The sequence below is a fragment of the Domibacillus iocasae genome (assembly GCF_001750285.1).
Classification (GTDB): Bacteria; Bacillota; Bacilli; order Bacillales; family Domibacillaceae; genus Domibacillus; species Domibacillus iocasae.
In genome coordinates, this window is sequence record NZ_MAMP01000021.1 from 209,660 (window position 1) to 223,001 (window position 13,342).

Annotated in this window: 12 protein-coding genes; 10 read left to right on the plus strand and 2 right to left on the minus strand. The window is 46.2% G+C overall.

The window, feature by feature from the left end; all coding sequences use genetic code 11:
• The first annotated feature begins 89 nt into the window (after window positions 1-89).
• Window positions 90-920, plus strand: a complete 831-nt coding sequence (gene lipL / locus BA724_RS09795; RefSeq protein WP_069938481.1) for an octanoyl-[GcvH]:protein N-octanoyltransferase — start codon at window positions 90-92, stop codon at window positions 918-920.
• A gap of 2 nt (window positions 921-922) precedes the next feature.
• Here the strand turns inward: lipL and BA724_RS09800 are convergent, their stop codons facing one another.
• Entirely contained in the window at window positions 923-1,468 is a 546-nt protein-coding gene (locus BA724_RS09800) for an RsfA family transcriptional regulator (RefSeq protein WP_069938482.1), read from the minus strand.
• Window positions 1,469-1,606: 138 nt separating this feature from the next.
• On the opposite strand from BA724_RS09800, the gene BA724_RS09805 reads away from it, so the two are divergent.
• The 4 genes from BA724_RS09805 to BA724_RS09820 all read left to right on the plus strand — a co-directional run bounded on the left by BA724_RS09805 (window position 1,607) and on the right by BA724_RS09820 (window position 4,472).
• Window positions 1,607-1,831 carry a YuzB family protein gene (locus tag BA724_RS09805; RefSeq protein ID WP_069938483.1) on the plus strand — a complete coding sequence of 75 codons (225 nt, stop codon included), beginning with the start codon at window positions 1,607-1,609 and terminating at the stop codon, window positions 1,829-1,831.
• Between the two features lie 138 nt (window positions 1,832-1,969).
• On the plus strand, window positions 1,970-3,280 hold the full coding sequence (locus tag BA724_RS09810) for an HD domain-containing protein (RefSeq protein WP_069938484.1): 1,311 nt from the start codon (window positions 1,970-1,972) through the stop codon (window positions 3,278-3,280).
• A 12-nt stretch (window positions 3,281-3,292) separates the two neighbouring features.
• Window positions 3,293-3,943 (plus strand): site-2 protease family protein, encoded by a 651-nt coding sequence (locus BA724_RS09815; RefSeq protein WP_069938485.1) that lies wholly within the window; start codon window positions 3,293-3,295, stop codon window positions 3,941-3,943.
• 16 nt (window positions 3,944-3,959) lie between these two features.
• On the plus strand, window positions 3,960-4,472 hold the full coding sequence (locus tag BA724_RS09820) for a YwhD family protein (RefSeq protein ID WP_069938486.1): 513 nt from the start codon (window positions 3,960-3,962) through the stop codon (window positions 4,470-4,472).
• Between the two features lie 128 nt (window positions 4,473-4,600).
• On the opposite strand, the gene BA724_RS09825 is transcribed toward BA724_RS09820, so the two are convergent.
• Window positions 4,601-6,523 (minus strand): transglycosylase domain-containing protein, encoded by a 1,923-nt coding sequence (locus tag BA724_RS09825; RefSeq protein ID WP_069938487.1) that lies wholly within the window; start codon window positions 6,521-6,523, stop codon window positions 4,601-4,603.
• 499 nt (window positions 6,524-7,022) lie between these two features.
• Here BA724_RS09825 and speE point away from each other — a divergent pair, with 499 nt between their 5' ends.
• From speE to BA724_RS09850, 5 genes are all read left to right on the plus strand, one after another.
• On the plus strand, window positions 7,023-7,850 hold the full coding sequence (gene speE / locus BA724_RS09830) for a polyamine aminopropyltransferase (protein ID WP_069938488.1): 828 nt from the start codon (window positions 7,023-7,025) through the stop codon (window positions 7,848-7,850).
• 1 nt (window position 7,851) lies between these two features.
• Window positions 7,852-8,721, plus strand: coding sequence for an agmatinase (gene speB, locus BA724_RS09835; RefSeq protein WP_069938489.1), 870 nt, complete (start codon window positions 7,852-7,854; stop codon window positions 8,719-8,721).
• A 219-nt stretch (window positions 8,722-8,940) separates the two neighbouring features.
• Window positions 8,941-9,375, plus strand: a complete 435-nt coding sequence (locus BA724_RS09840) for a YwiB family protein (protein WP_245676190.1) — start codon at window positions 8,941-8,943, stop codon at window positions 9,373-9,375.
• A complete protein-coding gene (gene argS / locus BA724_RS09845; protein WP_069938490.1) occupies window positions 9,372-11,042 on the plus strand; it encodes an arginine--tRNA ligase in 1,671 nt (556 codons plus the stop codon). The genes BA724_RS09840 and argS overlap by 4 nt, the downstream gene beginning before the upstream one ends.
• 175 nt (window positions 11,043-11,217) lie before the next feature.
• Window positions 11,218-13,305 (plus strand): (Fe-S)-binding protein, encoded by a 2,088-nt coding sequence (locus BA724_RS09850; RefSeq protein ID WP_069938666.1) that lies wholly within the window; start codon window positions 11,218-11,220, stop codon window positions 13,303-13,305.
• The last annotated feature ends 37 nt before the right edge of the window (window positions 13,306-13,342 follow it).

The window sequence follows — 13,342 nt, forward strand, 5'->3', positions numbered from 1 at the left end:
TGCCCACGCCCTGTGGCATTCACCCGGGACCGTCGTCGCTCTTCAAAGCTGCAGTTAAAAGAAAACATTTTGTGAAGGAGAATATAATTATGGATCAATCAGACTCGCTCCTCTGCCGGCCGATCTGGCGGTTTATCGATCAATCCGCATATGGACCCGGCTTTAACCCCATTCATTCCTTTGCGACGGATGATGCGCTGGCAACAGCAATCGGTGCCGGACACAGCCCGGCAACTGCACGTGCATGGGTGCATCATGATACAGTCGTTCTTGGCATTCAAGATACGAAGCTTCCATATTTAAAAGAGGGCGTGAAAGTACTGGAAGATGCGGGCTACCGGGTCATTGTCCGAAACTCAGGAGGATTGGCCGTGCTTCTTGATGATGGCGTGTTAAACTTGTCGCTTATTGTGCCGGACACGGAAAAAGGCATCGACATTGACCGTGGCTATGAAGCGATGTACGCGCTTATTCGCCATATGTTTCCACAAGCCAATATCGATGCCTATGAAGTTGTCGGTTCTTACTGCCCTGGAAGCTATGATCTTAGTATCGGCGGAAAGAAGTTCGCCGGAATTTCACAGCGCCGTTTAAAAAAAGGTGTCGCTGTTCAAATTTATTTGTGTGTGAATGGCAGCGGATCAGACCGGGCTGCGGAGATTCGCACATTTTATGAAGCGGCTAAACGAAATGATGAGACGAAATGGGTCTATCCGAATATTAAGCCGGATGTAATGGCGTCTCTTGCGGAGCTGACTGGAGAACCGCTGACAATCCAGAACGTGATCATCCGTTTTCTTCAGTCATTAAAAGAAATGGGCGGACCGCTTGAAGGCGGCTCCATGACTTCATTTGAAGCAGATGTATTTGACGGATATTTACAGCGGGTCATCGAACGGAACGATAAAGCACTCGCTTAAACTCACTCCGCTACTTTTTCCAGGTTGCCGTTTCGTTCCATCTTAAATGTCACAGCCTGCTTTTCTTCATCATCAAGGGCAACAAATTTACGGGCACGATTCATTATTTTCATCAATGTTTCATAGTCTTCCTGCATAATTTCGGAAGACTGCTCGATTTGATCTAATCTATGCTGCAATTGTTCGTTTTCAGCGCGAAGCTTTTCGTTTTCTGCTTTGACAGCATCAATTGAATCAATGGTTTGCAAGTAGCCGATAACATCTGCCATTGTTAACGTTCCTTGGGCGGGAGGCGTATACAGCACTTTTTTTTCAATCGTACGGTTTCGCTGTTTTCGCTGCTTTTTAGCGAGACCGAGCGCTTTTTCATATTGTGTACGGACGACGGCATTCCAGCGAAATCCGCAAGCAGCAGATGTCCGGTTTAAGATGTCACCAACTTCTTCAAATGCGTTCAATTGCGTGCTTCCTTCACGTACATGGCGGAGAACTGTTTCAGCGAGCAGCAAATCATTTTCTTCTGACCAGGCATCTTGACGAACTTTCATCTTATCATCTCTCCTTATGAAAAATAGTCTCTATGAACAGGATTGCCGGACATCTGCCATTTTATACATGGTAGGCTTGCAAACACGCTTTTTTCCATGTAAAATATCGTGATGAATGAACGGAAGGGAATGTTAGACATGGCGAATGAGTTTCGTGTATGCGATGACTGCCAGGCAGTGAATCTTAAAACGTTGATTCCTAAGCTCGAAAAATTAGATCCGGACGCATCGATCGATGTAAAATGCCAGTCCTATTGCGGTCCTGGCCGCAAAAAAACGTTTGCGTTCGTCAATAACCGGCCGGTTGCGGCTTTAACAGAAGATGAGCTCATGGAAAAAATCGTGAAAAAGCTAAAGTCATAATCCAAATCACCTTTTCTTTTGAAAAAAGGTGATTTTTTTTCTATTTGCTAGCAGTATATGCATCCATCAGTGCGAATTTTCCCATAATAATTGATTTTTCCGTTATAATGGACAAAAAAAGAGACTGGGGGCGCATATGTGAGCTACGCGAAGCAGAAGTTGAAAGAAGAGAAAGTGTTTAAAGATCCGGTTCATCGCTACGTTCATGTGCGGGATGTGGTGATTTGGGATTTAATCGGCACAAAAGAGTTTCAGCGGCTGCGTCGAATTCGCCAGCTCGGTACAACGTACTTCACCTTCCATGGAGCAGAGCACAGCCGGTTCAACCATTCTCTCGGTGTCTATGAAATTGTCCGCCGGATTGTCGATGATATTTTTCGCGGCAGACCGGAATGGAATGCGGAGGAGCGGCTTGTCAGCCTTTGCGCGGCGCTCTTGCACGATGTCGGCCACGGTCCATTTTCTCACTCATTTGAAAAAGTATTCGGACTCGATCATGAAGAATACACGAAGCGGATCGTCCTTGGTGATACAGATATTAACCGGGTGCTGTCCAAAGTGAGTGAAGATTTCCCGGAACAAGTAGCCGCGGTCATTAATAAGACATATCCGAATAAACTGGTTGTAAGCTTAATTTCGAGCCAGATTGATGCGGACCGGATGGATTATTTGCAGCGTGATGCGTATTACACGGGCGTGAGCTACGGCCATTTTGATATGGAGCGTATCTTGCGGGTTATCCGTCCACGCGCGGAGCAGGCTGTTTTTAAATTAAGCGGCATGCATGCGGTGGAAGATTACATTATGAGCCGCTATCAAATGTACTGGCAAATTTATTTTCACCCGGTGACGCGAAGTGCGGAAGTGCTGCTGTCTAAAACATTGCACCGGGCAAAAGAATTATATGAACAGAGCTATTCATTTCGACAGAAGCCGGTTCACTTTGCATCGCTGTTTGAAGGAGACTGCTCGCTTGAAGAGTATGTAAATTTGGATGAATCGGTTGTGATGTTTTATTTTCATGTCTGGCAGGAGGAAGAAGACGAGATTTTGAAAGATTTGTGCAGCCGGTTCATGAACCGGAATTTATTTAAATACATTGAGTTTGATCCGGCGGCGGAGCAGGAAAAATATGCAGAGCTGGAAGATTTATTTCGAAAAGCGGGCATTGATCCGGAATATTACCTTGTCCACGATTCATCATCTGACCTGCCTTACGATTTTTACCGGCCGGGTATTGAATCGGAGCGGCAGCCGATTTATTTACTGATGAAAGACGATGAAACACTGCAGGAATTGTCCAGCCGTTCAGACATAGTTGAAGCCATTTCCGGCAAACGGCGGACCGATCATAAACTGTATTTCCCCGTTGATGTGCTTCGGGATGAATCCTCGAACCGGACGGTAAAAAGAAGGATAAGGAATATATTAGAAATATATCGGAAGTAAAGGAGCGCTTTTTTGGATACTTTTTTAGAGAGTTTTTTACGCTTTGATTTAGAACAGCTGCCGTTTGTTATTATTTCGCTGCTTGTTGCGTTTACGGTGCATGAATTCGCACATGCGTATACAGCGTATAAATTTGGAGATGATACGGCAAAAGATCAAGGGAGATTGACGTTAAATCCAGTTCATCACCTTGACCCGATCGGAACTATTTTTATTTTAATTGCCGGATTTGGCTGGGCGCGCCCTGTACCAGTTAACCGGCGAAACTTTAAAAACCCGAAGCTTGCCGGTGTGCTTGTGTCGCTTGCGGGGCCGCTCAGCAACTTCCTGATCGCGTTTATCTCATTAGGCGCTTTATATTTAATCGGCGCAGGTGCACCAGTCTTTGTTTTTCAATTATTAGAAATGATGGTCTGGCTGAATGTGCTTCTGTTTGTATTTAACCTGCTGCCTTTTCCGCCGCTTGACGGCTATCGGATTTTAGAAGATTTGGCGCCGCCGAATCTGCGTGTAAAATTGACACAGTACGAACAATATGGTGTGCTGTTGTTTTTAATTGTGGTTATTACACCGCTTGGCAATTATACGATCAGCCCATTTTTGGGCACAATGACAAACGCCGTGCTCGCTGGATTTAACACGATTTTTGGCGCATTTTTGTAAGGAGGGCTAAACAACGATGGAACAAAAAAAGAAAGTCGGCTTTAACATTATTAAAAACGATCCGACAGATGGACATAAAGGATTTGGGAAAGGTGCACTCAGCCTTGAGCAGGTGTCGCCAGTTATTATCGACGTGGAGGATGATTCTGCTCATATTGATATTGGCGCGATGCATGCGCGCAGTGCGGTTGAAAAAGGCATTAAGTTTTTAAAAACAAAAGAAGAAGTGCCGGATGCAAAACCGTATTGGCTCGTTTGGGTGACCATTGACCGAAAAGAAGAAGGTCCCTATTACGCTGGGGTGACAGCGTGCGAAATGACGGTAAATCGTGAAATTCGCCGCGGTTATAAGTCGCTGCCGGAACACGTAAACCGCATGGATAAATCGCTGAAACGCCATATTATTGTCGATGTGATGGATGACCGTTCAAAAACGATTTTGCGTGAGTTTCTCATCAGTCATAACGAGGACATGTGGAGCCGTTCATCAGATGAATTAAAAGACGGCTTAAATGTGACGAAAATGTGAAGAATACAGAATTCGGATTTCTCCTGTTGCCGGATACCGCAAAAAGAGAGTAAACTGAAAGCGATGCATAAGGTGCATACGCTAGGACATGCAAAAGCCCGGGGACAGCACCCCCGGGCTTTTGCATGTCATCGAAACCATTCCGGCAGCTCCGGAAACAGCATATCTTCTGTTTGCTCGTCTGCCTGCTGGCACTCTTTTGTCGGTTCTGTCCCACGCTCAAACAGCAGTTTATGACCTTCGCTGCACGCAGTCCCAGTCTTTATATCCACTTCTACTTCAATTAATCCGCGTGGCCGCGTGAATACCTCCGGCTGTCTGCCCGCATGGACCTTTTCCATGTATTGTGCCCAAATGACCTTCGCGCGCGACCGGTCTTCCGTTTTTGTAATTTCTGCTCCATCATCGTAGCCCGTCCAGACGACAGATGTAAGAGAAGGGGTGAATCCGGCCATCCAGTAGTCGTACGGGGTTGACCCGGATTTCCCCGCATACGGACGCGTTAAGGAAGGCGCCATCGCTGCGCCGGTTGGCGTTGCATAGTCACTCATTGTTTCATCAAACATACCGGTCATCAACCGAGTCAGAACGGCGACTTTTTTTTCATCAAATCGCTGTTCATGCTGTTTTTTATACTTGTACAGCACTGCTCCATCCATATTTTCCACTTTGGTAATGAAGACAGGTCTCTCATACATGCCGCCTGAGGCGATTGTGGCATAGGCGTTCGCTGTTTCAAGAACGGTCATGCCTGACGTACCGAGGGCAAGGGATGGAACGGCTTCCAGCTCAGATGTGACACCAAACTGCTTCATCGTGTTAACAAGTGTTTCCGGCCCCAGAAGCATATTGGTTTTCACCGCATAAATGTTGTCAGAAACGGCCAGCGCCTCTGCCATCGTCACGCCTCGCTCCGCGTATTGGCTGTTAAAGTTTTTCGGTGAATACGCTGCGTTAAAGGTTGTCGGTTCACTTTTTCGTTTTGTTGTAGGTGTGAACCCATTTTCAAGCGCTTCATAATACAAAAAAGGCTTCATTAAAGAACCCGGCTGCCTAAAGGCTTGAATGGCCCGGTTAAACGGACTTTCAGCGTAATTTCGCCCGCCGGACAGGGCGGTTACATAATGAGTGTCAGGATCAATCGAGACAAGTGCTGACTGAACAGAGGCGCCGTCCATAATGCCTTCCGCTATTGCTTCATCGGCTGCCTTCTGATGGGACGGATTAAGCGTCGTATACACTTTCAGCCCGCTTTGCTCCCGAAACCCGAGCGATTCCAGCTCAGCCCGTACAGCGTCGATAAAATAGGGCGCTTCATTTTCGCTGTTTGCAAACTCCCCTGTCACATTCGGAATTTCGGCTATTGCTTCTTCGTACTCGTTTTTTGGCAAATTCATTTCGGATAAAATAAGCCGGCGCCGTTCTTCTGATTTTTCACGTGAGGCGAGCGGTGAATAAATAGACGGGCCTTTTGGAATGGCGGCAAGCAGTGCCGCTTCCGAAGCTGTTAAGGCATCGGCGGACTTGTCAAAGTAAAATTGTGACGCCGCTTCAATGCCATACGCCCCATGGCCGAAATAGACGGTATTTAAATAGCCTTCTAAAATTTCTTCTTTTGAATAAAAGGCTTCAATTCGGAGGGCCTGCCATGCCTCTTTCAGCTTGCGTGTCCACGTTTTATCATGTGTTAAAAAAACGTTGCGCGCATATTGCTGTGTAATCGTGCTTGCTCCCTGCACTTTCGCCATCGCTTTTATGTCCGCCAGTGCGGCACCGGCAATCCGTTTTGGATCGAGGCCGAAATGCTTATAAAACTGCTTGTCTTCAATGGAGATGACGGCATCAATCACATGTGGGGAAATGTCATTAAGTTTTACCCAATAGCGTTTTTCTCCGGTATGTGTTTCGGCTGATTTTGTTCCGTCTGCTGCATAAAAAAGGGTCGAGCGAGGCACCGTAACATCTGGCGGCCCGGCGGCATACAGCGCGTAAAAAAAGATAAGAGCAGCGCCAACAACCGAAACGAGTATCGCAATGAGCCACTTTTTCATGCGGCTTCTCCTCCTTTTTTCTTTAGATTAAGAAAGTGTATATTTTGGGAAATTTTCCAGCCTCAACATCCTGGCGCCTAGTGTACTTCGCTTCTCTCCTTACAATAAGTCAACATCAAATCGCGGGTTCACAGGATGTTGGTCGAAGGCGTTGCGACGATTGAGATGAATCTCGTCGGGCGAATGCCACAGGATGTGGGAGCTTTGAATCGCGGCGGCATGATGCCGCGTTCCTATTTTTATCTCAATCGGAGCGCCCCAGTCCATACGGTGCTGAACAGGGTGTTTGCGCTTTTCTTGTTAGTATGAAAAAAATGTCGGTTTTTTAAACGTCTTATCACAAAATCACTAGGCTTTTTCATCAAATTGTTCTATACTTTTTTCCGAGGGTCCGCAGGGTGAGGTTCACAAAGGTGTTGCGTACTTAGCCTTTGTTTATTTAAAGCAGGATGCGGATCATAAAGGCATTAATCCTCATATCAATAAGGAGGCGGCACACATGAGTGAATTATGGTACACGGAAAAGCAGACAGGCAGCTACGGCATCACGATGAAAGTGAAACGTACTTTGCATACAGAACAAACCGATTTTCAATATTTGGAAATGGTTGAAACTGAAGAGTGGGGCAACATGCTGTTTTTGGATGGCATGGTCATGACGAGCCAGCGTGATGAATTTGTTTACCACGAAATGGTTGCGCACGTACCATTGTTCACGCACCCGAACCCGGAAAACGTTTTGGTTGTAGGTGGCGGTGACGGCGGTGTTATTCGCGAAGTGCTAAAACATCCGTCTGTAAAAAAAGCGACACTTGCTGAAATTGACGGCAAAGTTATCGAATATTCAAAAATATACTTGCCTGAAACCGCGGGTGATCTTGAAGATCCACGTGTCGAAGTAAAAGTTGGCGATGGATTTATGCATATCGCGGAATCTGAAAACGAATATGACGTCATTATGGTCGATTCAACAGAACCGGTCGGCCCGGCGGTGAACTTGTTTACAAAAGGCTTTTATGCGGGCATTTCAAAAGCGTTAAAAGAAGATGGTATTTTTGTTGCACAATGTGACAACCCGTGGTTCAAAGCAGATTTAATCCGCCAAGTACAGTCCGATGTAAAAGAAATTTTCCCAATCACACGCCTGTACACAGCGAATATTCCAACGTATCCGAGCGGTCTTTGGTGCTTTACAATCGGTTCCAAAAAATACGATCCACTTGCAATAGAAGAGAGCCGTTTCCACGACATCGAAACAAAATACTACACGAAGGAGCTGCACAAAGCGTCATTTACGCTGCCAAAATTTGTGCAGGATTTAACATAAGATGAGATTTGACGAAGCATATTCAGGAAATGTTTTTATAGGAACACAATCGACTTTTGAAGAAAGCACTGTTGTGCTGTACGGCATGCCGATGGACTGGACGGTCAGCTACCGCCCGGGCTCTCGTTTTGGCCCGTCCCGTATTCGTGAAGTATCAATCGGTCTTGAAGAGTACAGTGCATATTTAGACCGTGAGCTTCATGAGGTGGCATATTTTGACGCGGGCGACATCCCATTGCCGTTCGGCAACGCGCAGAAGAGCCTTGATATCATTGAAGATTACATTGACGGCTTGCTTGAGGCCGGCAAAAAACCGCTCGGCATGGGCGGAGAGCACTTAGTCTCGTGGCCGGTCATGAAAGCGGCGGCGAAAAAATATGACGATCTTGCTATCATTCATTTTGATGCACACACGGATTTACGTGAGGAATATGAAGGCGAGCCATTGTCTCATTCAACGCCAATCCGTAAGATCGCCGAGCATATCGGACCGAAAAATGTTTACTCATTCGGCATTCGCTCCGGCATGAAGGAAGAGTTTCAGTGGGCAAAAGAAAACGGCATGCACATTTCAAAATTTGAAGTGCTTGAGCCGTTGAAAGAAATCCTGCCGACACTTGCGGGACGCCCGGTCTATGTCACAATCGACATCGATGTGCTTGACCCGGCCCATGCGCCTGGCACAGGGACAGTAGACTGTGGCGGCATTACGTCAAAAGAGCTTTTGGCATCGATTCATGCGATTGCCGGTGCTGGCGTAAATGTGATCGGTGCTGACCTTGTTGAAGTGGCGCCGATTTACGACAACTCCGAGCAAACAGCCAATACCGCAGCAAAGCTGATTCGTGAAATGCTGCTAGGTTTCTTTTAATGAATGAAGTGTCCGGTTCTCAGCCGGGCGCTTTTTTTGTACACGTATAGGGGCAGTATGGTCACAGACGTTAAGAAAATAATCACGCTCGAATCGGCAAGTCCTGGAAAATGGGAGATACTCATGATTAGAGCAAAATAATAATAGAAAAACAGAAGTTCAGCCTTCGACATTTCTGTGTTAAAATATACACACATTAAAACAAGGAAGTGATTCGGCGTGACGGATGAGCAGATGCCGGTGAAAATCCGGGTGAAGACGGATGTGGCGCACGAAGGGGAAAGTGAAACATTTGAGCTGTCGCTCTTTGGCCAGCTCTTTAAAAAAGATGGTTCGACGTTTTTAAAATACGATGAAGTGCAGGATGAGGGGATCGTGCATACAATCGTTAAGCTTGCGAACGAAAATGCTTTAATCCTGCGAAGCGGGGCACTGAAAATGCGGATGATTTTTGAAGAAGGCCAGCAATTAAATGGCTCCTATGAAAGCCAATACGGCACGCTTCTTGTCACAACCGACACGCAGGCCTTTACCCATAAATCGGACGACGCCGGAACCGGGCAGGCAGAATTGGTTTACAATTTGCTCATGCAGGGTGATGCGGTTGGCACGTACACGATGAACATTCATTACGAACTGGAGGAAAACTTGTGAACATTGCAGAACAAATGCAGGCACAGCTGAAAGAAGAAATAAAAGCGGCTGTCCTGAAAGCGGGACTTGCCGGAGAAAGCGAAATCCCGGCCGTATTACTCGAAACACCGAAAGATAAATCACATGGCGATTATTCAACAAATATGGCGATGCAGCTGGCTCGTATTGCTAAAAAAGCGCCGCGCCAAATTGCCGAAGCTATTCAAGAAAATATGGATTTATCAAAAAGCTCTGTCCAGAAAATCGACATCGCCGGACCTGGATTTATTAACTTTTACATGAACAACAGCTATTTAACAGATCTTGTCCCCGCCGTATTAAAAGCGGGCGATGAATACGGAAAGTCGAATGCAGGACAAAATCAAAAAATCCAAGTGGAGTTTGTTTCCGCCAACCCAACCGGTGACCTGCACCTTGGCCATGCCCGCGGCGCATCTGTCGGTGATTCATTGTGTAATGTGCTTGATGCAGCCGGCTATGATGTCACACGTGAATATTACATTAATGACGCCGGCAATCAAATTCACAATTTGGCCTTGTCTGTTGAAGCGCGTTACTTCCAGGCGCTCGGCAAGGAAAAAGAGATGCCTGAAGATGGCTACCATGGAAAAGATATTATCAACATCGGGAAAGAGCTTGCCGATGAATTTGGCGATGAATTTGCGAATATGCCAGAAGAAGAGCGTTATAAAACATTCCGTGCGCATGGCTTAAAGCTCGAACTTGCCAAGCTGCAAAAAGATTTAGCGGATTTCCGCGTAAACTTTGACGTCTGGTTTTCTGAAACATCCCTTTATGAAAACGGCAAAATTGACGAAGCACTCAAGGCGCTCGATGAAAACGGTCATACATTTGAAGAAGATGGTGCACTTTGGTTCCGCTCAACAACGTTCGGTGACGACAAAGACCGTGTTCTTCGCAAGCAGGACGGGTCATACACATATTTAACGCCAGATATTGCTTATCACCGCGATAAATTCGAACGGGGCTTCCAAAAAGTCATCAACATTTGGGGTGCTGACCATCACGGCTACATTCCTCGTATGAAAGCGGCAGTCGAAGCACTTGGCATGAAGCCGAATCAGCTGGAAGTGGAAATTATTCAAATGGTGCAGTTGTATAAAGACGGAGAAAAGATGAAGATGAGTAAACGGACAGGGAAAGCTGTAACGATGCGTGAGCTTGTCGAAGAAGTCGGTTTAGACGCCGTTCGTTATTTTTTCGCGATGCGCAGCGGCGATACACATATGGACTTTGACCTGGATCTTGCGGTATCGCAATCAAATGAAAACCCTGTTTATTATTCACAATACGCTTATGCCCGTATTTCAAGCATTTTACGCCAGGCGGCCGAGCAAGGCTTAAAGGCTTCACCAGAAGCAAATGTTGCATTATTAACATCTGAAAAAGAAATTGATTTACTGAAAAAAATCGGAGACTTCCCGCAAGTTGTAGCTGAAGCGGCAGACAAGCGCATTCCGCACCGAATTACAAACTATGTGCATGAGCTCGCGGCTGGGTTCCACAGCTTCTACGGCGCGCACAAAGTCGTTGACAAAGAAAATGAAGACGTATCAAACGCACGTCTTGCACTCGTTCAGGCGGTGCAGATTACATTGAAAAACGCATTGAAATTGATTGGTGTTTCCGCACCTGAGACAATGTAATACATTTTTTAGCTGCCCGGCGAAAGCCCGGCAGCTTTTTTGTACGTCACATATATGAAGGAGAGAATCGCATATACATTTTTTAAGAATGCCATAAAAAATATTGACTGAATGCTCATTCATATATTACGATAGAAGAGATCAAAGGGGATTAATGGGAAAGGATGTGCACAGCATGAACGGATTACTATGGGTGAATTTAATTGCTGCACTTTTTGTAATCGCTTACGCAGGTTACTTATTTATGTATTTATTGAAGACACGCTATGAATTCATTAAGCTCGGCAAAAAAGAAGAGTTTAACGGGAAAAAGGATGAACGGATCCAAAATATTATGGTCAACGTTTTCGGCCAGAAGAAGTTATTAAAAGACAAAAAAAGCGGTGCGATTCACGTCATGTTTTTTTACGGCTTTTTGCTTGTCCAGCTTGGGGCGCTGGACTTTATTATAAAAGGAATCTTACCGGGTGCGCATTTACCGCTTGGTCCGCTTTATGGACCCTTTACATTTTTCCAGGAACTTGTCACATTAATAATTCTCGTGGCGGTCGTCTGGGCTTTTTACCGCCGTTATATTGAAAAGCTCGTCCGCCTGAAACGCGGCTGGAAAAGCGGCCTTGTCCTCATTTTTATCGGCTCGCTAATGGTATCGGTTTTAGTGGGCAATGGGATGTCGCTCATCTGGCATGAGGAAACGGTTCATTTTAGCTGGTCCGAACCGGTCGCATCTGTTATTGCGCTTATTTTCGCCGGCCTTTCAAAGCCAGTTGTCATCGGGTCGTTCTATGTAATGTGGTGGCTACACTTATTCGTGCTGCTGACGTTCCTTGTATATGTGCCGCAGTCGAAGCACGCGCACTTGATCGCAGGACCGGTAAACACATATTTTCACCGGTTGGACAAGGCAGGCACACTGCGCAAAATTGATTTTGAAGACGAAACACAGGAATCATTTGGTGCTGGAAAAATTGAAGACTTTACACAGGCACAGATGATCGATTTTTATGCGTGTGTAGAATGCGGCCGCTGCACGAATATGTGCCCGGCAACCGGAACAGGGAAAATGCTGTCACCGATGGATTTGATCGTGAAACTGCGTGACCACCTAACGTTTACCGGAGCGGCAGTAAAGTCCCAGCAGCCGTGGGTGCCGGCGTTTGCATTTGCGGATACCAAGGGAAACAAAATTGCAAATGGAATTGATCCGTACAGCCCACAAATGATTGGTGACATCATTACGGAAGAAGAAATCTGGGCATGTACGACGTGCCGCAATTGTGAAGATCAGTGTCCAGTCATGAACGAGCACGTAGATAAAATTATCGATATGCGCCGTTATCTCGTGCTGACAGAAGGAAAAATGAACCCGGATGCGCAGCGTGCGATGCAAAATATTGAGCGCCAGGGCAACCCGTGGGGATTAAACCGGAAAGATAAAGAAAAGTGGCGGGAGCTGCGCGATGACGTCCACATTCCAACGATGAAAGAAGCGCAAAAAGCGGGCGAAGAACCGGAATACTTATTCTGGGTCGGCTCCATGGGCGCGTTTGACAGCCGCAGCCAAAAAATTGCCCTGTCCTTTGCGAAGCTTATGAATGAAGCCGGTGTCTCCTTTGCTATTCTGGGTAACAAAGAAAAAAACTCCGGGGATACTCCGCGACGTCTGGGGAATGAATTTTTGTTTCAAGAGCTGGCAGCTTCAAATATTGCGGAATTTGAAAAAAACAACGTAAAAAAAATCGTCACCATTGACCCGCATGCGTACAATATTTTTAAAAGAGAGTATCCGGATTTCGGCTTTACAGCAGAGGTATACCATCATACTGAGTTATTAGATAAACTTGTGAAAGACGGAAAGATAAAGCCGCTGTACGCAGTCAACGAAAAAATCACGTTCCATGATTCGTGCTACCTTGGCCGCTACAACAATGTATATGATCCGCCACGCGAAATTTTAGCTTCCATTCCGGGCGTCGAGCTTGTTGAAATGAAGCGAAACCGCCAAGACGGCATGTGCTGCGGCGCAGGCGGCGGTATGATGTGGATGGAAGAGGATACGGGACACCGTGTCAATGTTGCCCGCACTGAACAGGCTCTTGCTGTCACTCCGTCTGTGATCAGTTCAGGATGCCCATTCTGTTTAACGATGCTCAGCGACGGAACGAAAGCGAAAGAAATAGAAGACAAAGTCGCAACCTATGACATAGCAGAAATTTTAGAGAAATCCGTTTTCGGTACGCAGCAAGAAGCGAGTGCCTCATAAGGGAAGCATTTGTTTGCTTCCCGTTTCCCGTTCTGAA

What these genes read in the sequence shown, in the direction of transcription:
- speE (WP_069938488.1), top strand. Translation starts at nt 7,023, where the DNA reads ATGAGTGAATTATGGTACACGGAAAAGCAGACAGGCAGCTACGGCATC.
- BA724_RS09800 (WP_069938482.1), bottom strand. Translation starts at nt 1,468, where the DNA reads ATGAAAGTTCGTCAAGATGCCTGGTCAGAAGAAAATGATTTGCTGCTC.
- BA724_RS09825 (WP_069938487.1), bottom strand. Translation starts at nt 6,523, where the DNA reads ATGAAAAAGTGGCTCATTGCGATACTCGTTTCGGTTGTTGGCGCTGCT.
- BA724_RS09850 (WP_069938666.1), top strand. Translation starts at nt 11,218, where the DNA reads ATGAACGGATTACTATGGGTGAATTTAATTGCTGCACTTTTTGTAATC.
- BA724_RS09805 (WP_069938483.1), top strand. Translation starts at nt 1,607, where the DNA reads ATGGCGAATGAGTTTCGTGTATGCGATGACTGCCAGGCAGTGAATCTT.
- BA724_RS09820 (WP_069938486.1), top strand. Translation starts at nt 3,960, where the DNA reads ATGGAACAAAAAAAGAAAGTCGGCTTTAACATTATTAAAAACGATCCG.
- speB (WP_069938489.1), top strand. Translation starts at nt 7,852, where the DNA reads ATGAGATTTGACGAAGCATATTCAGGAAATGTTTTTATAGGAACACAA.
- lipL (WP_069938481.1), top strand. Translation starts at nt 90, where the DNA reads ATGGATCAATCAGACTCGCTCCTCTGCCGGCCGATCTGGCGGTTTATC.